Annotated in this window: 22 protein-coding genes; 12 read left to right on the forward strand and 10 right to left on the reverse strand. The window is 75.2% G+C overall.

Translation table 11 applies throughout. From position 1 onward, the window contains the following. Positions 1-2 precede the first annotated feature (2 nt). Entirely contained in the window at positions 3-3,317 is a 3,315-nt protein-coding gene (locus P3T41_RS12400) for a molecular chaperone Hsp90 (protein WP_280689761.1), read from the reverse strand. 348 nt (positions 3,318-3,665) lie between these two features. Then, positions 3,666-4,544, reverse strand: coding sequence for a DUF3027 domain-containing protein (locus P3T41_RS12405; RefSeq protein ID WP_280689763.1), 879 nt, complete (start codon positions 4,542-4,544; stop codon positions 3,666-3,668). A 623-nt stretch (positions 4,545-5,167) separates the two neighbouring features. Between P3T41_RS12405 and P3T41_RS12410 the strand changes: the two genes are divergently transcribed. Genes P3T41_RS12410 through P3T41_RS12425 form a run of 4 tightly spaced genes read left to right on the forward strand, consistent with a single transcriptional unit; the run spans position 5,168 to position 8,668 of the window. Further along, the gene (locus tag P3T41_RS12410) at positions 5,168-6,499 is read left to right on the forward strand and encodes an MFS transporter (protein ID WP_280689886.1); all 1,332 of its coding nucleotides are present in this window, start codon (positions 5,168-5,170) and stop codon (positions 6,497-6,499) included. A gap of 27 nt (positions 6,500-6,526) precedes the next feature. Further along, positions 6,527-7,132 carry a hypothetical protein gene (locus P3T41_RS12415; protein ID WP_280689765.1) on the forward strand — a complete coding sequence of 202 codons (606 nt, stop codon included), beginning with the start codon at positions 6,527-6,529 and terminating at the stop codon, positions 7,130-7,132. Continuing rightward, positions 7,129-7,827 (forward strand): futalosine hydrolase, encoded by a 699-nt coding sequence (locus P3T41_RS12420; RefSeq protein ID WP_280689766.1) that lies wholly within the window; start codon positions 7,129-7,131, stop codon positions 7,825-7,827. Before P3T41_RS12415 ends, P3T41_RS12420 begins: the two co-directional genes overlap by 4 nt. Next, entirely contained in the window at positions 7,820-8,668 is an 849-nt protein-coding gene (locus P3T41_RS12425) for a 1,4-dihydroxy-6-naphthoate synthase (protein WP_280689767.1), read from the forward strand. Before P3T41_RS12420 ends, P3T41_RS12425 begins: the two co-directional genes overlap by 8 nt. A 43-nt stretch (positions 8,669-8,711) precedes the next feature. On the opposite strand, the gene P3T41_RS12430 is transcribed toward P3T41_RS12425, so the two are convergent. After that, positions 8,712-9,095: a cold-shock protein gene (locus P3T41_RS12430; RefSeq protein WP_280689888.1), complete on the reverse strand. Its 384-nt coding sequence runs from the start codon at positions 9,093-9,095 to the stop codon at positions 8,712-8,714. A gap of 515 nt (positions 9,096-9,610) precedes the next feature. Between P3T41_RS12430 and P3T41_RS12435 the strand changes: the two genes are divergently transcribed. The 3 genes from P3T41_RS12435 to P3T41_RS12445 all read left to right on the forward strand — a co-directional run bounded on the left by P3T41_RS12435 (position 9,611) and on the right by P3T41_RS12445 (position 11,964). Continuing rightward, positions 9,611-9,847 carry a hypothetical protein gene (locus P3T41_RS12435; RefSeq protein WP_280689768.1) on the forward strand — a complete coding sequence of 79 codons (237 nt, stop codon included), beginning with the start codon at positions 9,611-9,613 and terminating at the stop codon, positions 9,845-9,847. 97 nt (positions 9,848-9,944) lie between these two features. Beyond that, entirely contained in the window at positions 9,945-10,913 is a 969-nt protein-coding gene (locus P3T41_RS12440) for an iron-siderophore ABC transporter substrate-binding protein (protein ID WP_280689770.1), read from the forward strand. Positions 10,914-11,079: 166 nt separating this feature from the next. Continuing rightward, a complete protein-coding gene (locus P3T41_RS12445) occupies positions 11,080-11,964 on the forward strand; it encodes a methyltransferase domain-containing protein (protein WP_280689771.1) in 885 nt (294 codons plus the stop codon). 20 nt (positions 11,965-11,984) lie between these two features. Here P3T41_RS12445 and P3T41_RS12450 read toward each other — a convergent pair whose 3' ends face one another. Continuing rightward, entirely contained in the window at positions 11,985-12,968 is a 984-nt protein-coding gene (locus tag P3T41_RS12450; protein WP_280689773.1) for a hypothetical protein, read from the reverse strand. Between the two features lie 200 nt (positions 12,969-13,168). Here P3T41_RS12450 and P3T41_RS12455 point away from each other — a divergent pair, with 200 nt between their 5' ends. The 3 genes from P3T41_RS12455 to P3T41_RS12465 all read left to right on the forward strand — a co-directional run bounded on the left by P3T41_RS12455 (position 13,169) and on the right by P3T41_RS12465 (position 18,193). After that, a complete protein-coding gene (locus P3T41_RS12455) occupies positions 13,169-15,685 on the forward strand; it encodes a helicase C-terminal domain-containing protein (protein ID WP_280689775.1) in 2,517 nt (838 codons plus the stop codon). A gap of 10 nt (positions 15,686-15,695) precedes the next feature. After that, entirely contained in the window at positions 15,696-16,427 is a 732-nt protein-coding gene (gene pgeF, locus P3T41_RS12460) for a peptidoglycan editing factor PgeF (RefSeq protein WP_280689776.1), read from the forward strand. A 131-nt stretch (positions 16,428-16,558) separates the two neighbouring features. Continuing rightward, positions 16,559-18,193, forward strand: a complete 1,635-nt coding sequence (locus P3T41_RS12465) for a DNA repair helicase XPB (protein ID WP_280689777.1) — start codon at positions 16,559-16,561, stop codon at positions 18,191-18,193. Between the two features lie 30 nt (positions 18,194-18,223). On the opposite strand, the gene P3T41_RS12470 is transcribed toward P3T41_RS12465, so the two are convergent. Continuing rightward, positions 18,224-18,451, reverse strand: coding sequence for a hypothetical protein (locus tag P3T41_RS12470; RefSeq protein ID WP_280689778.1), 228 nt, complete (start codon positions 18,449-18,451; stop codon positions 18,224-18,226). A 294-nt stretch (positions 18,452-18,745) separates the two neighbouring features. On the opposite strand from P3T41_RS12470, the gene P3T41_RS12475 reads away from it, so the two are divergent. Then, positions 18,746-20,812: an AAA family ATPase gene (locus tag P3T41_RS12475; RefSeq protein WP_280689779.1), complete on the forward strand. Its 2,067-nt coding sequence runs from the start codon at positions 18,746-18,748 to the stop codon at positions 20,810-20,812. Between the two features lie 44 nt (positions 20,813-20,856). Here the strand turns inward: P3T41_RS12475 and P3T41_RS12480 are convergent, their stop codons facing one another. The 3 genes from P3T41_RS12480 to P3T41_RS12490 form a co-directional block, all read right to left on the reverse strand. Next, positions 20,857-21,543, reverse strand: coding sequence for a copper homeostasis protein CutC (locus P3T41_RS12480; protein WP_280689780.1), 687 nt, complete (start codon positions 21,541-21,543; stop codon positions 20,857-20,859). 74 nt (positions 21,544-21,617) lie between these two features. Beyond that, a complete protein-coding gene (locus P3T41_RS12485; protein WP_280689781.1) occupies positions 21,618-22,550 on the reverse strand; it encodes a hypothetical protein in 933 nt (310 codons plus the stop codon). Next, on the reverse strand, positions 22,547-22,882 hold the full coding sequence (locus P3T41_RS12490) for a PadR family transcriptional regulator (protein WP_280689783.1): 336 nt from the start codon (positions 22,880-22,882) through the stop codon (positions 22,547-22,549). Before P3T41_RS12490 ends, P3T41_RS12485 begins: the two co-directional genes overlap by 4 nt. A gap of 79 nt (positions 22,883-22,961) precedes the next feature. Here P3T41_RS12490 and P3T41_RS12495 point away from each other — a divergent pair, with 79 nt between their 5' ends. Continuing rightward, positions 22,962-23,621, forward strand: coding sequence for a hypothetical protein (locus P3T41_RS12495; RefSeq protein ID WP_280689784.1), 660 nt, complete (start codon positions 22,962-22,964; stop codon positions 23,619-23,621). Here the strand turns inward: P3T41_RS12495 and P3T41_RS12500 are convergent. Next, positions 23,602-23,895: a DUF4031 domain-containing protein gene (locus P3T41_RS12500; protein ID WP_280689785.1), complete on the reverse strand. Its 294-nt coding sequence runs from the start codon at positions 23,893-23,895 to the stop codon at positions 23,602-23,604. The genes P3T41_RS12495 and P3T41_RS12500 overlap by 20 nt on opposite strands. Continuing rightward, on the reverse strand, positions 23,892-24,245 hold the full coding sequence (locus P3T41_RS12505) for a hypothetical protein (RefSeq protein ID WP_280689787.1): 354 nt from the start codon (positions 24,243-24,245) through the stop codon (positions 23,892-23,894). The genes P3T41_RS12500 and P3T41_RS12505 overlap by 4 nt, the downstream gene beginning before the upstream one ends. Between the last annotated feature and the right edge of the window lie 83 nt (positions 24,246-24,328).

Here is a 24,328-nt window from a genome sequence, read left to right on the forward strand (position 1 = left end):
GGTCAGCCCTCGAAGTCCCGGGCCGCCGAGAGCTCGTAGGCGCGGTCGGGCTCGGTGAGCGCGGCCAGCACCTCGAACCGGCGGTGCCACTGGCCCACCGACCAGGCCAGACCGGCCGCCAGCCCCTCCGGGGTGGCCGCGTGCAGCAGGCCCGGCACCGGCGGGACCTCGAACTCGTCGTCCTCGTCCACGGCCTCGGCCGACTCCGGGTCGTACGGCAGCTCGGGCGCGGCCGCCGTGGTGTCCCAGCGCCAGTCCACCGCGGCCTCCTCACCGTCCGGACCGACCACCAGCAGCTCCTCGTGCTCCTCGTAGACGGCCGGGCAGCCGGGCAGCAGCTCCCGGACGAACGGCGGCACCCGGTGCAGGGAGCCCTCGGAGAGCACCCGACCGCCCGCGATCTCGCTGGCCAGCGAGACGTGCAGCCGCTCCGCCAGCGCCGGGGCCAGCGCCGGGGCGACCGGGATCAGCGGGTACGGGTGGAGCAGCTGCACCAGGTCGGGCGCGTCGGCGACGACGGCCTCGGTGGCGTCCACCACCACGGTGTACCCGGGGCGGCGGCCGGTGGCCTCGTCCAGCGGCGGCAGCGCCCGCACCACGTCCAAGGGATCCACCTCGACGGCGGCCAGCGCGGTGTAGATGCCGTGCAGCTGGCGGTGCGACACCTCGCTCTGCTCGTCGGTCAGGTGGTCGAGCAGCTCGTCCGGGCCGTGCTGCTCGGCGAGCAGCGCGGCGAGCGTGGTGCGCACCCCGAGGGCGTGCAGGAACTCGGCGTCCAACGTGGTGCGGGCCTCGTCGTAGAGGCCGCGGAGCAGCCAGTCGCCGCCCGCCGCGCGCAGCCCGGCCGGCTCGCGACCGCCCAGCACCGGGTGGTCGCGCAGCCACCAGGCGGTGTACGGCGGCAGGTCGGCGTAGCCGCCGTCGGGCAGCAGCGCGCGGACCGGGGTGATCACCGCGTCCCGGTACGGCGGCCGGGCGAGCCGGGCCAGCGCCTCGGGCCAGGCCTCCTCGTCGATCAGGTCCAGGTCGCGCACCGCCAGCAGCTCGGCGGCCACCGGCGGCACGCCCACCTCATCGGCGTCGTCGGCGTGCAGCCGCTCCAGCACCTCCTCGCACCAGTCGGCCAGCCCGTCCGGCGCCTCGTCCAGCAGGCCGGTCGGGGCGCCGCCGACCGCGCGGTCGGCGGGGGCGGTCGGGTCCAGGCGCTCCAGGTCGTCCGGATCGAGCAGCGCGTCCTCGGCGCGGACCAGGACGAAGTCGCTCAGCACCCCCACGGCGGCCAGCACCTCGGGGCCCCAGCGGTCCAGCAGGTCCTCGTCCACGAAGGGCGCGTCCTCGGGGCGGGCCAGCTGGGCGAACGGGCTGTCGGGGAGGATGAGTTCACCGGCCCTGGCCAGCTCGCCCTCGTCGTCGGGCAGCGCCAGGCGGGCCAGCCACGGGTGGTCGCCGGCCTTCGCGTCGGCCGCCTTGACCAGGCCGAGCACCGCGTCGGCCAGGTCGGCGGCGGCCTCGAAGTCCTCCTCGCCGACGTCCAGCGAGCGGGCCACGGCGGCCCGCAGCTCGGGGGTCTGCAGGATGCCGGCCGGGGTGGCGGTGGCGGCACCGAGCTTGGCCAGCAGCGGGTGCGCCGCGTCGGGGTGGGCCAGCCGCAGGTCCAGCAGGTCCAGCGCCTCGGCCAGGGTCTCGGGGTAGCCGGGGAACCCCGCCCAGTCGGCGTCCTCGGAGGGCAGCAGCACCCGGCGCGGGCCGGTGACGGTGCGTCCGGTGGCCAGCGGCACCGGCAGCGCGCCGAGCGCCTCCGGGTCGGCGCCGGCCAGCGCCCCGTACAGGCTGCGCCACCAGGCCGGCTCCCGGTCCAGGCCGCCGAGCTGGTCGACCACCTCGGCCAGCGGGATCCGCCGCACCTGCAGCGCGCGCAGCTCCGCCCGCCGCTCCAGGCCGGCCGGCAGCAGGCCGGGGAAGATCGGCGCCAGCGCCTCGACCACCGAGGAGTCCGCCCCCTCCAGCAGCGTGGCGTCGCGCGGCCGAAGCGCGGGCGTGCCCTCCTCGACGGCGGTCGGGTGCGGCAGGAAGGCGGTGCCGGGCAGCCGGGAGAGGATCGCGGTGCGCAGCGCGTTGTCCAGCGTGCCCTGGCCCAGCGGCCCGGGAACCAGCGCGAGCGAGCCCAGGTCGGCGCCACGGGCCCGCAGCAGGTCGGTGTAGGCCTCGGCGGCGCGCTCGGTCAGGAACTCGGTGAGCGGGCCCGGCGCGACATGGCGCCGGGTGGAGTCCAGCGGGTAGGAGGCGATCAGCAGCGCCGGCACGCCCAGCGGCTCCTCGCTCGGCGTGGGCGCGTGCAGCACCGGGGCCACCGGGAGCGGCTGCGGGGTGCCGACGGCGGAGACCGGCACGGCCCAGGTCACCGTCCAGTACGGGCGGGCCCGCTCCTCGACGGGACGGTCCGCCAGCAGCTCCGGGGCCAGCGCGCCGGTGGTGGTGACGGTCTGCCAGAGCGACGGGACGGCGTCGCCGTGCTCGGTGCGCTCGGTCAAGGTGACCTGACCCAGCCCCTCCTCGGTGCGCTCGGCGACCGAGCGGGTCAGCGTGCGGATGCCCCGGTCCGGGGTCTCCACGACGATCTCGGCCAGCCCGGGGAGGGTGAGCAGCAGCGCGTCGTCCACGCCGTTCAGCAGACGGCGGGTCAGGTCCTCTGCGGCGCCATCGCGCAGCGGCAGCAGGACCACCGTGTCGTAGCCGGCCGGCGGCTCGCCCACGGCGGCCAGCGGCAACCGCAGCAACGGGACGTGCCCGTCGCGGCGACGCAACTCCTCGGCCAGCTCGTGCTGTTCGGCAGCCGCCCGATCGGCCAGCTCGCGGGCCTCGGCGAGCGACCAGCGGGCGCCGCCCGCGTGGCCGACGATGGCCGGCTCGTCACTGACCGCGAGCACGGCGGCGAAGCCGACGCCGAACCGGCCCACTGTGGGGGTGGTATCGGCCCGCTTGGAGGAGGCGCGCAGGGTGGAGAGCGACTCGATGGCGGCGGCATCCAGCGGTGCGCCGGTGTTGGCGGCGGCCAGCACACCGTCCCGCAGGGTCAGCCGCAGCCGCCCCGGGCCCAGGCCCGCGCGGGCCGCCGCGTCCGCGGCGTTCTGTGCCAACTCGACGACCAGGCGGTCGCGGTAACCACCGAGCGCCAGCTCCTCCTCCGCGTTGGCATCCTCCCGGAACCGGGCCGGCGAGGCCGCCCAAGCGTCCAGCACCCTGCGCCGCAACTCGGCCGTGCCGAAGTGATCGGCCACCTGCTCGTCGCCGCCACTGCCGATGATGCGAGGCTCCACTGGACCCGCCGCCTTCCCCAAACGTCACACGAGATCCTTGGGGGGCATTGTCTCTCTCTTTTGGGGCTCGGTTCGCCGCCGGGGCGCTCGGACCCGGTGTCGACACTCGTCGCTCCGGCGCTCCCTCGTACCTCGGTCGCTTGTCGCTCCTCGCTTTCGACACCGGCGCGCCCCTTTGGCTCACTCGCGGGCCGTGCGGGGTTTCTGTCACGGCCTGGTGGGTGGTTCTCTCGCGTCCGCCGCAGGGTTCTGTCACAGCCCGGTGCGGGGTACTGCCGGCGGGAGCCTGCGGGTATGGCGGAGCCCCGGGTGCCAGGAGGCTGCCCGGGGCTCGCGGGTGGTGCGGGATCAGGAGTGGCCGAGCTCCTCCGCCGGGGCGTCCGGCTCGACCGAACCGCCGCTGCGGTCGGGGTGCAGGTGCAGCGGCTCGACCACGGTCTCGTCCAGGATCAGCTCGGCCGGCACCGGCGGTGCGGGCAGCACGGCCGCCTCGGAGTGGCCGCCGCAACCGTAGGCGAGCGAGACGATCTGACCGTCCGCCGGACCGTACTCGTTGCCGCAGACGCCGAAGGCCTGGCCCAGCGAGCCGCCGATCGGGATCAGGAAGCCACAGCTGGTGCAGGAGGCCGGGGCGGACTGCGCCATCGGCGTCTGCGGCCCGTGCGCCTTCTCCCAGCGGTCGGCGGCCAGGTGCATCCCGAGCCGGGAGAGCACCCGGGGGCGGGCCATGCCCAGTTCGTCCGCGACCGCACCGATCTGCGCCCGCACCGGGGCGGGCTGCACGTGCGGGTCGGACAGTTCGAGCTCTTCCTCGCCGTCGAAGACGGCCGAGTTGGGCGCGGGCTCGTCCTCACCGGTCCACCCGGGCTCCAGCCGCTCGTCGTCCGCGTCGGTGGGCAGCAGGTCGCCGGGGCCCAGGTCGCCGGGCCGCAGCCGCTCGCTCCACGGCACCCACTGCGGCGCCAGCACCGCGTCGGTGCCGGGCAGCAGCACGACCTCGTCCAGGGTGACCACCTTGGCCCGTGGCGCGCGGGCCACGGTGACGGCCCAGTGCCAGCCGCGGTAGGCGGCGTCCAGGCACTCGAAGGTGTGCGTGACGACTCGCTCGCCCTCGGCCCGGGCGGCCAGGTGGGTGCCGACGGCGGCAGCGCCGACCGCCTCGACCGCTGCCTGCCTGGCGAGTTCGACGGCTTCGGCACAGAGCCGGTCGGGGGTACGGCTTCGCATCGCAGCACTCACGGCGTCGGTTCTCTCCAGTCTTCTTACCTGCAGCCTAATCGCCCGGGGGCTCGCCCGGGCCGTTCGGGACCGTCGCGGCCGCCTGGTGCGCGCCCGTGGGCGTCGCATCGCTCGAACCTGCCGCCGGTACCGCTCGCTCGTGGTACCGCCCCTATTCTGCGTGACCAGAAGCCTTGCGAGGACCGGCCGCGCCGCCGTCGGACCAGCCCGACCGGTGCGCAGCACGTTCCACCGCAGCGGTCCGCACAGTGCAGGCTACCCGCCGGGCAGCTCCGCGCGACAGCCCGTGGGCGGGCGCCGAGAGTACCAGCGCCGTCGGGCCGCGCCGAGCTGACCTCAATCCCTCGTCCTGGCGGGGATTGTCAGGCAGGATTGCGTGTGTGGCGGACGAAACGCCGTCGCAGCACGCCTCACCGGTCGCCGTGCCGCGACAGCAGCTCTCGGTCCCCTCTGTGGACGACTCGGGCCCACAGTCGGAGGACGGGTCCCCGCTGCCCGAGCGCCCCGGCGAGGAGCCCGATCCCGCCGACGCCGATCGCACGGATGACGACACCGATGCCGAGGAGTCACCGCGGCGCGGTCTGCTGGTGCGCAGCGCCTCGGCGGCCGGCCTGCGCACCGGGCGGGTGGTGCACGGCACCGGGCGCCGGATCCGCAAGGCCACCTCGGCCGACGGCGCCGGCGAGTCGGGCCTGGCCAAGCTGATCGAGCTGCACGCGCTGAACTCCTTCGGCGACATGCTGATCACCATCGCGCTGGCCTCCACCATCTTCTTCTCGGTGCCCACCAGCGAGGCTCGCGGCCGGGTGGCGCTCTACCTGCTGGTCACCATGGCCCCGTTCGCGCTGCTCGCGCCGGTGATCGGCCCGCTGCTGGACCGCCTGCCGCACGGTCGCCGGGCCGCGATGGCGATGGCGATGCTGAGCCGCGCGGTGCTTGCCTGGACCATGGCGAGCTCGATCAGCGGCGGCAACCTGGCGCTCTACCCCGAGGCGCTCGGCTGCCTGGTCGCCTCCAAGGCGTACGGCGTGGTGCGCAGCGTGGTGGTGCCCCGGCTCAAGCCGGCCCGGGTGACCCTGGTGAAGGCCAACTCGCGGGTGACCCTGGCCGGGCTGCTGACCACCTTCCTGGCCGCCGGGGTGGGTGGGCTGCTGCACCTGGCCGGGCCCGCCTGGCCGTTGCGCGGCGCCTTCCTGGTCTTCGTGATCGGCACCCTGATGGCCTTTCACCTGCCGCGCCAGGTGGACTCGGCCAAGGGCGAGCAGCGCGCGGTGCTGCACGCCAGCCCGCACCAGGACCCGGGCGCGCCGGCGTCGGGCGTTCCCGAGAGCCCGCGGACCAAGGCCAGCCTGCGCACGGTCGGCCCCTCGGTGGTGCTGGGCCTGCGGGCGGTGGCCGCGCTGCGCGGACTGAGCGGCTTCCTCACCCTCTTCCTGGCCTTCCTGCTGCGCGTCGACCCGGTCGGCGGCGTCTCCCCCACCGTGGGCCTGGGTCTGCTGGCGGTGGCGGCCGGCGGCGGCAACGCGCTGGGCTCGGTCTTCGGCTCCTGGCTGCGCAGCCGCGGCGCGGAGGCGACGATCACCTTGATGCTGCTGCTGGCCACCGCCGCCGCCGTGGCCGCCGCGCTCTGGTACGGGATCGTGACCGTGCTGGTGGTGGCGGCCGTCGCCGGCATCGCCGCGTCGCTGGCCAAGCTGGCGCTGGACTCGCTGATCCAGCGCGACGTCCCGGAGGCGGTGCGCACCTCGACCTTCGCCCGCTCCGAGACGCTGATGCAGCTCTCCTGGGTGGCCGGCGGGGCGCTGGGCATCCTGCTGCCGCTGGACGGCACGCTGGGCCTGTCCGTCGCGGCCGCGCTGCTGGGCGTGGCGCTGGTCTGGACGGTGCTCGCGCTGGTCCGGCTGGGGGTTCGCGGCGGCGCACCGCACCCCCGCGTCGCGTGATCGGCAGAGTTGGATAGCCTTCGTCCCATGAGCCTCAGCACCCGTGTCATCGCCGCCCTCGGCGCCGTGGTCGTGATCGGCGCCGGCACGATCGGCGGCTCCATCGCCTACGCGTCGGGCCAGCCCACGCCGACGAAGACCCAGGCCACCGTCACCGTGGGCCGCTCCTCGCACGCGCTGGACCCCAACCCGACGTGCTTCAACGGCGGCAAGCCGCTGAGCGACGCGGCCCGCCAGGCCTGCGCCACGCTCTCCAACCAGGCGGCCAGCACCTTCCCCGACAAGGTCTCGGTGAAGTGGAGCGACCAGCTCGGCGTGGGCATCGACCCGGACGCCGCGAAGAACGGCTGGCGGGCCTTCACCAACGGCGGTGGCGGCCAGGGCGGCGCCCTGGTGGCAAACTTCCAGAAGGACACCACCTTCTCCGGCCTGCAGCCGGCCGCCAACCTGCTCACCAGCAGCCGCGACACCGCGCTGACCGTGATCGAGTTCGACCCGAAGACCGCCGGCAGCGCCAACCCGGGGATCGTCGCGGTCTGGTTCGTCGACCTGGTCAACTCCGCCGCTCCGGCGACCTCGCCGCAGGACGCCGCAGGCCAGGGCGCCGGTCAGGGCGCCAGCCAGGGTCAGTGACCCACCCGTACGGCAGCACCGAGCAGCCGATCCGCCCCCGGCCCGGGACGGATCGGCTGCTCGTCGTCGTCGCGGTGGCCGCCGAGGCCGAGGCGGTGCTGCGCGGCGCGCCGGCCGGCAGGGTCACCGTGGTGACCGCCGGGGTCGGCCCGGCCGCCGCCGCCGGCGCCACCGCCATCGCGCTGGCCACCGAACGCCACCCGCTGGTGCTCTCCGCCGGGATCGCCGGCGGTTTCGCCCCGCGCGCACCGATCGGCGCGGTGGTCGCGGCCGACGCGATCATCGCCGCGGACCTGGGCGCGCAGACCCCGGAGGGTTTCCGGGACGTCGCCGAGCTGGGCTTCGGCACCACCACGCACACGCCGCCGGCGGGCGCCGTCGCGCTGCTGGCCGAGGCCACCGGGGCGGTGGTCGGCCCGGTGCTGACCGTCTCCACGGTCACCGGCAGCGCCGCCCGCGCGGCCGAGCTGACCGAGCGCCACCCGGGCGCGGCCGCCGAGGCGATGGAGGGGTTCGGGGTGGCCGAGGCGGCCGCCCGGCTGCGGGTGCCGGCGCTGGAGCTGCGCACCGTCTCCAACGCCGTGGGCCCGCGGGACCGGACCGCCTGGCGGATCGGCGAGGCACTGGCCGCGCTGACGGACGCCTTCGCCGTGCTGCCCTACGACCGACTGCTGAAGGAGGCCACCGGTGGCTGAGCCGCTGCGGGTCGCGTACTCACCCTGTCCGAACGACACCTTCGTCTTCCACGCCTGGGCACACGGCCTGGTGCCGGGCGCCGAGGCCCCCGAGGTCACCTTCGCCGACATCGACGTGACCAACGGCCTGGCCGAGCGCGGCGAGCTGGACCTGCTCAAGGTCAGCTACGCGGCGCTGCCCTGGCTGCTCGACCAGTACGCGCTGCTGCCCTGCGGCGGAGCACTGGGCCGCGGCTGCGGACCGCTGGTGCTCACCAGGCCCGGCGCCGACGCGGACCTGAGCGGCAAGGTGGTGGCCGTACCGAGCGAGCGCTCCACCGCCTACCTGCTGTTCCGGCTCTGGGCGGCCGAGGCGGTGCCCGGCGGGCTGGGCGAGGTCGTGGTGCTGCCGTTCCACGAGATCATGCCGGCGGTCCGGGACGGCCGGGTGGACGCCGGACTGGTGATCCACGAGGCGCGGTTCACCTACCAGCGGTACGGCCTGGCGAAGCTGGCCGACATGGGCGAGGCCTGGGAGGCCCGCACCGGCCTGCCGATCCCGCTGGGCGCGATCATCGCCAAGCGCTCGCTGGGCGCGGCCCGGCTGCGCGAGTTGGCGACGGCGATCCGCGGCTCGGTCGAGGCGGCCTGGGCCGACCCGGCCGCCTCCCGGGAGTACGTGCTGGCGCACGCCCAGGAGCTGGACCCGGCGGTGGCCGACCAGCACATCGGGCTGTACGTCAACGAGTTCACCGCGGAGCTGGGCGCCGAGGGCTACGCGGCCGTGCGCGCCCTGCTCGACCGGGCGGCCGAGCAGGGGCTGGTGCCGGCCGTGTCGCCGGACGCGCTGGCCTTCCCGTAGCCGCGGCCACGGGAAGTTCCGCAGGACGGATCAGGCGGCCGGATCAGGCGTCGAACTGGTCGGCCACCGCACGCAGCGCCGCCGCCAGCTTCTGGCCGACCGGTTTGGCCGGGTAGCGGCCGTGCTGCAGGCCGGGCAGCGCGGTGTCCAGCATGGTGATCAGGTCCTGCACGATCGGCGCCATGTCGTCGGCGCTGCGGCGCTGCGCGGCGGCCACCGAGGGCAGCGCCTCCAGCAGCGTGACCCCCATCGCCTGGTCGCCGCGATGCCCCGCGACCACGCCGAACTCCACCCGCTGACCCGGCTTGAGCGTGCTCAGCCCGGCGGGCAGCGCCTTGCTGTGGACGAAGACGTCCTCACCGTCGTCGCGCGACAGGAAGCCGAAACCCTTCGTCTCGTTGAACCATTTGACCTGGCCGGTGGGCATCTCGAATGTCCTCATCAGTGGGTGGGTCGGGTGTGGCGGCGTCCGGCGTGCGTCGCCGGGGTGCCTTGAACGGGGGTGGGGTGGTCCGGTCGCGCGGTGCGTCCGGCGCGGTCACGGCTGGACGCTGGCACGGGCGGGCCGGTGAAGGACGGCCCGCCTGCAGCAGGCTAACGACCGGTCAAGGGTTTCACTCGCACACGTCCGGTGGTTGGAGCCCGGCTCTGGCGAGGAAGGCCGGCCAGGGCACGGCGACAGGCCCGGACGACGGCGCTCGGTCGATCGTCATGGCTCACACCCCCTGGCAGGAAGCGGGGTCGGCGACCCCGTGCGAGACCTGCATACCCGCCCCGCCCGGCGGTCGAAACTCCCTGTCCCCGGCGAACCGCAGGCAGTGACGGGTACCGGATCCGCGCAGGTGGCGCGGGTCGGACCGGCGCCGACCGGACGGCCTGCGGACTCTGCGAGACTGGGGCGGTCGGTTAGAGGCGTGACGGGTGCGGGCGAAGGAGGCTGCGATGAGCGGCAAGGAGTCGGGCGAGGGCCTGGTGCGGGTGGGAGCGGTGGTGTTCGTGGTGGGTGCGCTGGCCACGATCGCGACCTTCGTACCGCTCTTCTTCCACCTCACCCCGCTGCCCACCCCCGCCTACTTCGCGAGCATGCTGATGCCGCTGGGCTTCCTGCTCGCGCTGCTCGGCCTGTTCCGCTCGGCCCGCGCGCAGCGCCGCCGGGCGAACGTCCAGGGCCCGGCCTGAGCCACCGGGTTCGGCCGGAGCCGCTGGGCCCCGCATGACGTCGATTTTGGGACTTGTCGGACATCCTGATCTCTGACCATCCGTCAGAGGAGTTCCGATGCACCGTCCCCCGTCGCGCCGGACCGTCCTGGGCGTGACCCTGGCGGCCGCCCTCGGCGCCTGCGACCGCACCCCGGGGATCCGGGCCCCGCAGCCGGCCGTGGACACCGCGGACCCGAGCGCCGAGGCCACCGTCACCGCGGCGACCGGGCCGGTGACGGTGCCCGGCGACCCGCGGCGGGTGGTGGTGCTGGACACCGCCGAACTGGACTCGGCGATGACCCTGGGGATCACCCCGGTCGGCGCCTGCCGGGCCCCCGTCGACCGGGGCCTGCCGCGCTACTGGCCGGCCTCCCGGCTCGCCGAGGTGGCCGACACCGGCACCATCGGCGCGCCGGACCTGGCGGCGATCGGCGCGCTGCGCCCCCAGCTGATCCTCGGCAGCCAGGCCCGCGACGGCGCGCACTACGACGCGCTGCGCCGGATCGCGCCCACCGTGCTCAGCCGCGGCACCGGCTCCGCCTGGAAGGAGAACCTCCAGCTGCACGCCCGGGCGCTGGGCCGGCAGACCGCGGCCGAGGCGGTCATCGCCGGCTACCACGCCCAGCTCGCCCAGACCTCCCACGCGATCGGCGGCCCGGGCGTCGCGGCCGGGCACCGGATCAGCCTGGTGCGGTTCGTCCAGGGCGGGCGGATCCGGCTGTACGGGCGGCAGAACTTCCTCGGCACGGTCCTCGCCGACCTGCAGCTCGGCCGGCCCGACGCGCAGAACGTCGACCGGTTCGACGTCGAGGTCAACCCCGACCAGCTCGCCGGCGCCGACGGCGACCTGCTGCTCTACGCGACCTACGGCGACCCGGACGCGGCCGGCACCACCGCGGTCCTGGCCGGCCCCGCCTGGCGGGCGCTGACCGCCGTCCGGACGAACCGGGCCTATCCGGTGGACGACCAGCTCTGGTTCCAGGGGATCGGCTGCACCGGGGCCAACCTGGTGCTCTCCCAACTCCAGTGCCTGCTCAGCGGTTGAGACCGACCGGCACATGGTGGGTGGAGGAAGGAGCAGCGTCCGGGCCGAGTCCGGGCGCCGCGACGCCGCCCACCATGTGCCGGTCGGTCTATGTGCCCGCCCGTGCTCCCGTCCACCCCGGTCCGCCCCCTTGTGACGCTCACCACAGCGGGACCACCATGACGGTATGACGAACACTCAGCTCCGAGGTGAGTCACCCGCCGGCCAGGACGACGCGGCCCGCCGCCGCAAGGCCGCCCTGGCCCACGCCTTCACGCTCGCCGCCGACGAGTACGACGAGGCCAACGGCGGTTTCTTCAATCCGATCGGCGCCCGGCTGGCCCGCCTGGCCGGACTGCGGCCCGGGGACCGGGTGCTGGACGTCGGCTGCGGCCGGGGCGCCGTGCTCTTCGCCGCGCTCGCCGAGGTCGGCCCGGAGGGCTACGTGGTCGGGATCGACCTGGCTCCCGGGATGGTCCGGGCGACGGCCGCCCAGGCAGCGGGGCACGGGCTGCGAAACGTCAACGTCCGGGTGGACGACGCCGAGGCGCTCGGCTTCCCCGACCACTCCTTCGAGGCCGCGCTCTCCTCCTTCGCGGTGATCTTCACCCCCGACCCGGTGGCCGCGCTGGCCTCGGTGCACCGGGTGCTGGTGCCCGGCGGCCGGTTCGGCTTCACCGCGTTCGGCGCGGACGAGCCCGGCTGGGAGCGCCCCGGCGCGGCGCTCAACGCCTTCCTGCCGGCGCCGGCGGCCCGGCTGCGGCAGAGCCGGGCGGCCAGGTTCAATCCACTGGGCCGCAGCCCCGAGGAAGCGGCCGAGCTGCTCCACCGGGCCGGCTTCACCGACGTACGAACGGTCGAACACCCGGCGGCCACCCACTACCCCAGCGCCGAGGCCTGGTGGCGCTCGCAACGGGCCGGCGGGTGGCGCGGGGTGCTGGAGGCGATCCCGGCCGAGCGCCTGGACGAGGCGCGCGCGGCGGCCCTGGCCGCACTCGCCCCGCTGGCCGCCGCGGACGGCACCCTGGTGCGGCGCACCGCGATCCGCTACACCACCGCCCTGCGGGAGTAGGGGGTCAGCGCCCATCCGGGTCAGCCGAGCTTCGGACCACGCCGCTTCATCGCCACCGCCAGCACGAAGAGCGCCGACAGCACCCCCGCCACCCGCAGCACCCCCGGGGCGGCCGCGAAGGCGGCGTGCGTCATCGGAGCGCCCTTGCCCAGCGCGCCGCCCCAGCGGCCCTGGGCCCGGCCCCAGAACCACAGGGTCGACGCGCTCATGCTGATCAGCGGGATGCCGAAGACCACGAACTTCTTGGTCAGGTCCCCCAGCCGGGCGGACAGGTAGGCCAGCCCCCAGCCGGCCAGCAGCACCAGGATCACCCCGCTGACCGCCCCGCCGACCAGCACCGCCGCCGCCAGCAACAGCAGCGGCGAGGGACGGCGCCCGGCCAGGAAGGAACCCTTGGGCAGCGCCTCCTGACCGGCCGTCGGCTCCAGCTCGCCGTCGGCCGGCTGCTCCCCGCCCTTGCCGCGCTGCTCGGGGATCGGGCGCTGCTCGCCGGGCGGCTCGGCGGCCTCGGTGTCGTCCGGCGGGAACTCGATCACCACCGAGTCCCAGCCGGGGAAGTCGGCGCTGGTCGGCGGCCGGAGCGCGCCGGGCGCGGCGGGGGCGATCAGCCAGGCGGCGGGCGTGCCGCCGTCCTCGACGGCGGCGGCGGGCTGGGCCGGCTCGGCCTCGGCGGAGCCATGCTCGGGGGAGCCGCGCTCGGCGGATCTGCGGAAGAACGAGCGTGACGCGCCCGGCACCGGGACCTCGGGCCCGCTCGGCGCCGGTCTGCGGCCCCGCGGCCAACCCGACTGCTGGGGGCTCGCCTGCCGGGTGCGATGGACGACCGGTGGCTCGGGCGGCGAGTCGGCGAGGTACACGTCGTCCCCGTCCCGCGCGTCCGCTTCCCCCGGCTGCGGCGCGCTGTCCAGCACCCGCCAGGGCCCGTCCACCCGCCACCACTCGCCGCCCGACAGGCCCCCCTTCATCGCCTCGCCCGGCCGCTCGTCCGCCTGCTCGCCCGCCATCGCCCGCCACCCTGTTCCGTGCTCCAGGCCCCGCCGTCCGCTGACGCTACCCACTGGCGCCCACCCGCGCGAGAGCTACCCGCCCTATGCCCCGCCCGCCGCCGTGCCACCCCAGCCCACCTGCGGCGCACACCCGAGCCCGGGGTCGCTCTTGAAACGGTGGGCGCCGCCCTTCATCCGGTCCGACTACGCTGGGTCGGATGACCACCGAGCCGAACGGAGCGTCCAACAGGGCCCGCACCCTGGCCGACGAGCTCCGCGCCAGCAGCGACCAGGCACTGGCCACCCTGCTGCGCCTGCGCCCCGATCTGCTCAACCCCGTGCCCACCGACATCACGCAGCTGACCGCCCGGCTCTCCAGTCGAGCCTCCGCGCTGCGCGCGCTGGAGCGGCTCGACCGGTTCACCCTGCAGACCGCAGAGGCGCTGGCCGCGCTGCCCGACGGCAGCCCGGGCACCATGCTGCGCGATCTGCTGGCCGGCCCCGCCCGGGTCAAGGCGCACCCCGGCGCCGAGCCGGTGGAGCGGGCCGCCGTGATCGCCGCGCTGCCCCGGGCACTGGCCGCGCTGCGCGAACGGGCGCTGCTCTGGGGGCCGGACAGCGCGCCTCGCCTGGTGATCGCGGTGCGGGAGGCGCTGGCCCCGAGCGCCGGCACGCCCGGCGGCACCGGCCTGGGCCCGACCCTCGCCGAGGCCACGCTGGGGATGTCCCCCGCCCGCCTGCAGCAACTGCTGGCCGGCGCCGGGCTGCCCGGCACGGCCGACCCGGTGACGGCGGTGGCCGCGCTGACCGCCCTGCTGGCGGACCGCAAGCGCTGCGCCGCGCTGCTCGCCGAGGCGCCCGAGGCCGCGCTCGGGGTGCTGGACCGGCTGGTCTGGGGCCCGCCCACCGGCACCGTCCCCGACGCCGCCCGCCCGGTCACCGCCGAGCAGGCGCGCGGCCCGCTGGAGTGGCTGCTGGCCCGCGGCCTGCTGCTGCCCTCCGGTCCCGGCAGCGTGGTGCTCCCGCGCGAGCTGGCCCTGCACCTGCGCGGCGGGCGCAGCCACCGGGTGGCGGAACCCACACCGCCCGTGCCGGTGCCGAGCACCGAGCGCGATCCACAGGCTGTGGACAGCGCGGCGGCCGGCCAGGCGTACACGGCGGTGCGGACCGTCGAGGAGCTGCTCGACCTCTGGGGCCTGCAACCGCCGTCCACCCTGCGGGCCGGCGGCCTCGGGGTGCGCGACCTCAAGCGGGCCGCGCTGGCCCTGGAGACGGACGAGACCCAGGCCGCGTTCTGGCTGGAACTCGCCTACGGGGCCGGGCTGCTGGCCCCGGACGGGGAGAGCGGCGAGGTGGCCGGGCGGACCGGCGAGGTCTGGGCGCCGACCCCCGCGTACGACCTGTGGCTGCAGCAGCCGGTGGCCGAACGGTGGACCGTACTGGCGCGCGGCTGGCTGGCCGCGACCCGGGTCGCCGGGCTGGTCGGCACCCCCGACGGCAAGGGCAAGGCGCGCGCGGCGCTCGGCCCCGAACTGGACCGGGTACTGGCCCCCGCCACCCGGCGCGCCCTGCTCAGCCTGCTCGCCACCCTGCCGCCCGGCGCGGTGGCCGACGCGGCCGCGCTGCTGCCCGTGCAGCGCTGGTACCGCCCGCTGCGCGGCGGCGCCACCGGCCCCGACGGGCGCGACCTGCGCGACCAGCTGACCGGGTGGACCCTGGCCGAGGCCGAGTTGCTCGGTATCACCGGGCGCGGCGCGCTCGGCTCCCCGGCCCGGGCCCTGCTCGCCGGCCAGGCTCCGGCTCCGGTGCTCGCGCCGCTGCTGCCCCAGCCGCTGGACCACGTGATCCTGCAGCCCGACCTGACCGCCATCGCGCCGGGACCGCTGCTCACCCCGCTCGCCCAGGCGCTGGCCCTCTGCGCGGAGATCGAGTCCAAGGGCGGCGCCACCGTCTACCGGTTCACCCCCGAGTCGGTGCGCCGGGCGCTGGACGCCGGGCGCAGCGCCGCCGACCTGCACTCCTTCCTGGAGCAGCACTCGCGCACCGCCGTGCCGCAGCCGCTCAGCTACCTGATCGACGACGTCGCCAGGCGCCACGGCGTGCTGCGGGTCGGCGCCGCCTCCGCCTACCTGCGCTGCGACGACCCGGCGCTGCTGGCCGAGGTGCTGGCCGACCGGCGCGCGCTGGAACTGCGGCTGCGGCTGCTCGCCCCGACCGTGCTGGCCGCGCAGGCCGGGCCCGAGACGGTGCTCGGCGTGCTGCGCGCGATGGGCTACGCGCCGGCCGCCGAGTCGGCCGACGGCGACCTGCTGATCACCCGCCCCGACAGCTACCGCACCCCGCCGCGCACCGCACCCGCCCCGGTCGCGGACGGCCCGGCCACCCCGGACGAAGTGCTGCTCGGCGCCGCCGTCAAGGCGATCCGGGCGGGCGACCGGGCGGCCACCGCGCACCGCCGGGAGACCGTCGCCGGCCCCGCTGCCACGCCCGCCGACACCCGTCAACTGCCGCGCACCGTCGCCGCGGAGACGCTGGCCGCGCTGCAGACCGCGGTGCTGCTCGGCGAGCGGATGTGGATCGGCTACGTCAACGCCGAAGGGCTGGCCTCGCAGCGGGTGATCGACCCGGTGAAGGTGGAGGGCGGCTACGTCACCGCGTTCGACCACCACGCCGAGAAGCTCAACACCTTCGCGCTGCACCGGATCACCGGTGTGGCCGGGCTGGACGAGGGCTAGGGTCCTGACCATGGAAGCAACCGAGCTCGTCCCCGGGGTCCGCTACGCCGTCACCGACCGCCACGGCGGCGTGAGCCCGGCCCCGTACGGCCGCAACCTGGGCGGCAGCACCGCCGACGACTTCCAGAACGTGCTCCAGAACCGGGCGTTGACGGCCCGTCAGCTCGGTCTCGACCCGGACCGGGTGGTCTGGATGAGCCAGGTGCACAGCGCCTCGGTGACCCGGGTCAGCGCACCTTTCGGCGCCGACCGCCCCCGGCTGGACGGCGTGTTCACCAGCGAACCGGGCCTCCCGCTGGCCTCGTTGGCCGCGGACTGCGCGCCGGTGCTGCTGGCCGACCCGATAGCCCGCCTGATCGGCGCGGCCCACTCGGGGCGGGTCGGCACGCTGGCCGGCGTGGTGCCGAACCTGGTCGCCGCGATGGCCGAGGCGGGCGCCCAGCCGGCCCGGATGACCGCGCTGGTCGGGCCGATGGCCTGCGGCCGCTGCTACGAGGTCCCGGAGCCGATGCGCGCCGAGGCCACCGCCGCCCTGCCCGAGGCCCACTCCACCACCCGCCAGGGCACCCCCGCCCTCGACCTGCGGGCCGGCATCACCGCCCAGCTGACCCGGGCCGGCGTCGCCACGGTGCGCCAGGACGCCCGCTGCACGATCGAGGACCCCGACCTCTTCTCGCACCGGCGCGAGCAGCGCACCGGACGCTTCGCGGCGTACCTGTGGCTGACGGAGCCCGCGGACTGATCCTGCGATGCGGCGGATTCTCCGTGCGCCCCACCTTCGGGCGCCCCGCCTTCGGGCACTCCCGCTCCGAACGGTCCGCCGATGCGCGACACTGGAGGGTCTGCGCCTGACCCGATGGAGGACTCCACACCGTGAACAACGGGCCACTGATCGTCCAGAGTGACAAGACTCTCCTGCTGGAGATCGACCACCCCCAGGCCGCCGACTGCCGGCGGGCGATCGCGCCGTTCGCCGAGCTGGAGCGGGCGCCCGAGCATGTGCACACCTACCGGGTGACGCCGCTGGGGCTGTGGAACGCGCGGGCCGCCGGGCATGACGCGGAGCAGGTGGTGGACGCGCTGGTGACGTACTCGCGCTATCCGGTGCCGCACGCGCTGCTGGTGGACGTGGCGGACACCATGGCCCGGTACGGGCGGCTGCAGCTGAGCAAGCACCCGGTGCACGGGCTGGTGCTCTCCACCACGGACCGGCCGGTGCTCGAAGAGGTGCTGAAGTCCAAGAAGATCGCGCCGCTGGTCGGCGCACGGGTCGAGCCGGACATGGTGGTGGTGCACCCCTCGGAGCGCGGGCAGATCAAGCAGGTGCTGCTCAAGCTCGGCTGGCCGGCCGAGGACCACGCCGGGTACGTGGACGGCGAGGCGCACCCGATCGAGCTCGACCAGGACGGCTGGCAGCTGCGCCCCTACCAGCAGCAGGCGGTGGAGGGCTTCTGGCACGGCGGCAGCGGCGTGGTGGTGCTGCCGTGCGGGGCGGGCAAGACGCTGGTCGGCGCGGCGGCGATGGCCGAGGCCAAGTCGACCACGCTGATCCTGGTCACCAACACCGTCTCGGCCCGCCAGTGGAAGCACGAGCTGGTCAAGCGCACCTCGCTGACCGAGGACGAGATCGGCGAGTACAGCGGGACGAAGAAGGAGATCCGCCCGGTCACCATCGCCACCTACCAGGTGATGACGACCAAGCGGAAGGGCAGCTACGCCCACCTGGAACTGTTCGACGCCCGCAACTGGGGCCTGGTGGTCTACGACGAGGTGCACCTGCTGCCCGCGCCGGTCTTCAAGTTCACCGCCGACCTGCAGGCCCGCCGCCGGCTCGGGCTGACCGCGACCCTGGTGCGCGAGGACGGCCGCGAGGGCGACGTGTTCAGCCTGATCGGCCCCAAGCGCTTCGACGCCCCGTGGAAGGAGATCGAGGCGCAGGGCTACATCGCGCCGGCCGACTGCTGCGAGGTCCGGGTCACGCTGAGCGACTCCGAGCGGCTCACCTACGCGACCGCCGAGCCGGAGGAGCGCTACCGGTACTGCTCCACCACCGCGACCAAGCGGCGGGTGGTGGAGGCGCTGGTCAAGAAGCACGAGAAGGACCAGACGCTGATCATCGGGCAGTACATCGACCAGCTGGACGAGCTGGGCGAGGTGCTGAACGCCCCGGTGATCAAGGGCGAGACCAGCAACGCCCAGCGCGAGAAGCTCTTCGAGGCGTTCCGGACCAAGGAGATCAGCGTGCTGGTGGTCTCCAAGGTGGCGAACTTCTCGATCGACCTGCCGGAGGCCACGGTGGCCATCCAGGTCTCCGGCACCTTCGGCTCGCGCCAGGAGGAGGCCCAGCGGCTGGGCCGGGTGCTGCGCCCCAAGGCGGACGGGCACTCGGCGCACTTCTACTCGGTGGTGGCCCGTGACACGGTGGACCAGGACTTCGCCGCGCACCGCCAGCGGTTCCTGGCGGAGCAGGGGTACGCCTATCGGATCATCGACGCGGACGACGTGTAGGACGTGCAGGACGGGTCCGCTGTAGTTCCGCTACAGCTTGACGCCGTCGCGCCCGAGCAGGATCACGCGCGCGGCGGTGTCGAGCACGATGCCGACATTGCGCACGGCCTGGGTCAGCGGCTTTCGGCGGCGCGGGCTGTCGGCCACGGCGGAAGCCGCGGTGGCGCCGACCGGCGGGGTGGACAGGGACTCGGTGGTGGTGCGCGCCCGGGGGGCCTTGGCCGCAGCCGGGAGCGCCGGCGGATGCACGGTGCTCATGTGTTCCACGGTAGTTTTCCGCCGCCGCCGGCACATCAGCCCAAAGGCCGTACCTGACAGGACCTAGGTCGTCCTGCGGTTGTATACGACCCCGAGACCCTTATCCGGCGAATATCCGTTGGCGCGCGGGCGAACGGCGGGTCTAAGCTGTCCGGCCTGCCCCCTCCCGATCCGTGCTGCCGGTCCTGGCCGCGCCGGGAGGCCCTGACCGCTCGGCAACCGGTCAGGCCGCTTCCACCGTGAGCTACGACGAGACCGCCGCGACCCATCGGAACGCGGCCGGGAAGGTTCGCTGTGCACTCCCCCGCCACCACCGCCACCACCGACGCCGACCCGCTGCAGCGGGAGCGCGACCACCTCGCCTCCTCCCGCGCCGCCCTGCGCGCGATGCGCGAGGACGCCCAGACGCTGAACATCTCCGATGTCGCCGGCACCTGGGTCACCCAGCAGGTGCTGCACGACCAGATCCAACGGCGGATCGCCGCGCTGGCCGATCTGGCGCACACCCCGCTCTTCTTCGGCCGCCTCGACTTCCGGCACGCGATCTCGACCGAGGTCTCCGAAGGAGCGGGCGGCGAGCGCTTCTACATCGGCCGCCGCCACGTGCACGACGCCGGGGGCGACCCGATGGTGCTCGACTGGCGCGCGCCGGTCTCCCAGTCGTTCTACCGGGCCAGCCGCCAGGACCCGATGGACATCGAGAAGCGACGCCGGTTCGGCTACACCGGCGGCGAGTTGACCGCCTACGAGGACGAGAACCTGAGCGACCCGGCGGAGACCGACACCGCCTCGGCGCTGCTCGCCGCCGAGATCGAGAAGCCCCGCGTCGGCCCGATGCGCGACATCGTGGCCACCATCCAGCCCGAGCAGGACGAGATCGTCCGCGCCGACGTGACCGGCACGGTCTGCGTGCAGGGCGCCCCGGGCACCGGGAAGACGGCGGTGGGCCTGCACCGGGTGGCCTACCTGCTGTACGCGCACCGCGAGCGGCTCGCCAAGTCCGGCACCCTGGTGATCGGCCCGAACAGCTCCTTCCTCTCCTACATCGAGCAGGTGCTGCCCGCGCTGGGCGAGTTGGACGTGGCGCAGGCCACCGTGCAGCAGCTGGTCCGGCACGTCGAGGTGCGCGGCACCGACTCCGCCGAGGCGGCCGGGATCAAGGGCGACGCGCGGCTGGCCCAGGTGCTGCGCCGCGCGGTGCGCTCGGGCATCACGCTGCCCACCGAGCCCTGCGTGGTGGTCCGCGGCTCCCGCCGCTGGCGCGTTCCCGCCTACGAACTGATCGAGATCATCGAGGAGTTGGCGAGCCGGGAGATCCGCTACGGAGCCGCCATGGAGGCACTGCCGCAGCGGGTCGCGCATGCCGTGCTGCTGAAGATGGAGCAGGGCGGCGAGGCTCCGGACGACCGGGTGCAGGACGCGGTGGCCAGGTCGCGCGAGGTCAAGGCGCTGGTCAAGGCCTGCTGGCCGCCGGTGGACCCGGCCAGGCTGGTGCACCGGCTGCTCACCGACGCGGCGTTCCTGGCGAGTTGCGCGGACGGCGTCCTGGACGCGGCCGAGCAGGCGGCGATCCGCTGGCCCAAGCCCGGGCGTTCGCTCAAGACCGCACCGTGGACGGCGGCGGACGCCGTGCTGGTCGACGAGGCGACCGACCTGGTGCACCGCACCCCCTCGCTCGGCCATGTGGTGCTGGACGAGGCGCAGGACCTCTCGCCGATGCAGTACCGCGCGGTGGGCCGGCGCTGCACTACCGGCTCGGCCACCGTGCTGGGCGACCTCGCCCAGGGCACCACGCCCTGGGCCACCGGCAGTTGGTCCGAGGCGCTGCACCACCTGGGCAAGCCGGGCGCGCACGTCGAGGAGCTGACCGTCGGCTTCCGGGTGCCGGAGGAGGTGATCGGCTACGCCTCGCGACTGCTGCCCGCCATCGCCCCCGGCCTGACCCCGGCGACCTCGATCCGCGACACCGCAGGCGCGCTGAGCATCCGTCAGGCCGAGCCGGACGCCCAGGTCGAGGCGGTGCTGCGGGCCTGCCGCGAGGCGCTGGCCCACGAGGGCTCGACCGGCCTGATCGCCGCCGACGCCCGACTGCCGCTCTTCGAGCAGGCGCTGGCCGAGGCCGGCCTGGGCTATCTGACGCCCGGCACCGAGACCACCGCCGAGGCCCGGCTCACGCTGGTGCCGGCCTCGCTCGCCAAGGGCCTGGAGTACGACTACGTGGTGCTGGACGAGCCCGCCGCCGTGGTGGCCGGCGAGCCGGACCGGCGGACCGGCCTGCGCCGGCTGTACGTGGCGCTCACCCGTGCGGTCTCGGGCCTGACGGTGCTGCACACCGAGCCGCTGCCGGCCGAGTTGGGCTGAGCACGCGGGGGTGGTCCCGGCGACCGGACCACCCCCGCCCGCCGCTACGCCCCGATCAGCGCCCGCCACTCGGCGACCTTGGCCGCGTCCACCGGCGAGTCCCAGCCCGCGACTCGCACCGCGCCGCCCACGTGGAAGGCGTCGAAGCCCTCCGCGACCAGCTCCGGCAGGTGCTCGACGCGCAGGCCGCCGCCGATCAGGATCCGCGGCCGGTACCCCGGCTCCCCCGCCTTGGCCAGCTCCCCGGTCAGCACCTCGCGCCCGGCGGCCACACCGGCGGCGGCTCCCGAGGTGAGGAAGGTGTCGAGCCCGGGCAGCTCGGCCACCGCCGCGCGCAGCGCGCAGCGGTCGGCGCTGTGGTCGATCGCCCGGTGGAAGGTCCAGCGGCAGCCGGCCACCGCCTCGGCGACGGCCCGCACGGCGGGCAGGTCCACGTTCCCGTGCGCGTCCAGGAACCCGAGCACGAACTCCTCGGCCCCCTCGGCCCGCAGTGCCGTCGCCCGGCCCCGCAGCTCGTCCAGGTCGCCGGAGCCGAAGCCGCTGCGGATCCGCAGCATCACCCGCAGCGGCAGGTCCACGGCGGCCCGGATCGCGGCGAAGTCGGCGACGGCGGGGGTGAGGCCGTCGGCGGCCATGTCGGTGACCAGTTCGAGGCGGTCGGCACCGCCGGCCTGCGCGGCCTTCGCGTCCTGGGCGGTCAGCGCGATGACTTCGAAGATTGGTCTAGACATATCCGTAGACTGCCACACCGCCCGCCTCCGCCGCGAGCCCCCGTACCGCACCCGCGGCCGGGCCGCCCGAGGACTCAGCCGAGCGGGACCCCGGTACCCGCTCGACGGGACCGCTCCCGACGCAGCTGCGCCAGCGCCGCGATCCCCAGCGGCAGCACGATCAGCTCCCCGCCCGGCGTGGCGCCGTTGAACAGGAGGTCGTCGAGCGGCTCGAGCAGCGAGAAGAGCGCCACCGCCAGCAGCGGGAGGGTCAGCGCGCCGCGCCGCACCACCGCCGCCGTCACCAGGATCAGCGCGAGCGCCGTGCCCAGCTCGGCCCACGGGGCCAACGGCTCCCTGAGCACGCGAACCGCGGCCCCCGTGATGGAGACGAAACCGGACCCCAGCACCATGGCCAGGGCCGACCAGGGCCGGTGCCGGCCGACCCGGCCGAGGTCGAGGTCGAGCAGGTCGCGCGGCACCGCGAGCAGCAGCAGCGGCCAGACCAGCGGGGCCAGTTGCTCGAGCACCCAGCCCAGGTAGAAGGGCCAGTGGGTGGCACCGGGCATGAAGGCGTACATCTGCCTGGCCTCCACCAGGACCGTCACCCCCACCGCGAGCAGCGCGACACAGCGCACCAGCGTCCACCGGTCGAGCAGCACGGCGATCAACGCCGGCCCCGCGAACACGAACTGCGCGAACCAGAGCACCGTGAAGAGGCCGAAGTGCCGGAGGATCGACCCGCCCAGCAGCTCCAGCAACCAGAGCAGGCTCACCCCCGCCCACACCCCCGCGACCAGCGGTGCCGCCGTGCCGAGCAGCCGGCCGGCGGGCTGACTGGAGGCCAGCCCGAGCCGCAGCCGGACGCCGTACGCGGCGACGCCGTACAGCTCGCGCGCCCGCCCGAAGCGCCCGGCCTCCTCCGTCGTCTCCGCGTAGACCTCCGCGATCTCCGCCCCGCGCTCGACCCGGTAGCGCTTCGGGTAGCACCGCAGGGCGAGCCGCAGTACCTCCTGACGACTGCTCATGCCCACGCCCCCCGGTTGATCGGCCGTCGTACCACTGCGAGTCGGCGCTGGGCCTCGGCCGCCACGGCCCGCAGCCGCTCGGCCTCCTCGGCGAGCAAGGAGCGCCCGGCGTCGGTCAGCGCGTAGGTGCGCCGGGCCCGACCGTCCACCACCTGGTCGCTCTCGACCCGGATCAGCCCCTGGTCGAGCAGCCGGTCCAGCCCCGCGTAGAGCGTGCCGGTGCGCATCGCGACCCGGCCGCCGGAGATCTCGGCGATCTCCTGGATGAGCGCGTAGCCGTGCCGTGGGGCATCGGCCAGCGCGGTGAGCAGGAGCAACGTCGGCTCCTGCATAGCCCGTCCTGTCATAGGTCTATATATATAGATCATCGTCATATCTGTCCAGAACCGTGGCGGGAGCAGAATGACCGTCATGCCGACCGAACCGCACCCTGCCGCCGACGCCCTGCTGGAGCGCTGGAACGCCCTGCTGGAGCGCTGCGGCGCCACCGCCGACCCCGAGCCCTACGGCCGCGCGCTGCTGGCCCGCTGGGCCGAGCCGCAGCGCCGCTACCACACCACCGACCACCTGCTGGCCGTGCTGGACGAGGTGGACGCGCTCGCCGAGCACGCCGCGGACCCGGACGCGGTGCGCCTGGCGGCCTGGTTCCACGACGCCGTCTACAAGCCGGACCGCTCCGAGAACGAGGAGCGCAGCGCCCAGTTGGCGATCCGCGCGCTGGACGAGGCCGGGCTGCCGGCGGCGCTGGTCGCCGAGGTGGTGCGGCTGGTCAGACTGACCGTCGGTCACCGCCCGCGGCCCGGCGACCGGGACGGCGAGGTGCTCTGCGACGCCGATCTCGCGGTACTCGGCCGGTCCCCGCAGGCCTACGCCCGGTACGCCGCGGCGGTGCGCGAGGAGTACGCCTTCGTCCCCGAGGCGGCGTTCCGGCAGGGGCGTGCCGCGATCCTGCGCCAACTGCTGGCGCTGCCCGCGCTCTACCGCACCCCGGCCGCGCACGCCCGCTACGACGGCCCGGCCCGCGCCAACCTGGCCGCCGAGCTCGCCGAACTCAGCGAGCCGGCGCCGTAACCGTAGCAGGCGTTGCAGCCGCGGCCTTGCGCCGACGCAGCCCGGCGGCGGTGAGCCGGGCCACCAGCTCCTTGCTGCCGACCGGCTGCGCGCCCAGGCTCAGCGCGTCCGCGTACCGCGACTCCGGAATGTCGTAGTGGTCGCGCTCGAAACCGCGCGCGGGGGCGCCGAGCCGGGCCGCGAAGGCGTGCAGTTCCGCGTAGTCGGTGTCGCTCACCAGGTGCGACCAGAGCCGGCCGTGGCCGGGCCAGGTCGGCGGGTCGATCAGGATCACGCCAGCGACCCGACGGCCGCCACCGCGACCCCGCGCTTGCCGCAGACCCAGTGCGGGTCGGGCCCCAACTCCGGCTCCACGCCGAGCGCGTGCGGGTCGTCGTCGGCCCGCGCGCACTCCTCGCAGAGCGGCCAGCGCCCGTACGCCTCCAGCAGCGCGTCCTGCACGTCCTGCGCGACCAGCCCGAGCACGAACTCGGCGCCGTCCGGCCACTGCTCCAGCCACCAGCGCCGGTGCGTCACGGCGTCCTCCACCAGCGAGACCACGGCGGCGTCGGCCACCTCGCGGGCGGACAGGTCGGCGAGGATCAGCGCGCGGGCGTTGTGCAAGGCGGTTTCGAGATCGGGCATGCGTCCATTGTCCCGCATCCGCGAAAGGCTCCCCGCAGGCGAAAGGGCGGCCTCCCGAAGGAGACCGCCCTGTTCAGACCAGC

Source organism: Kitasatospora sp. GAS204B, from assembly GCF_029892155.1.
GTDB lineage: Bacteria > Actinomycetota > Actinomycetes > Streptomycetales > Streptomycetaceae > Kitasatospora.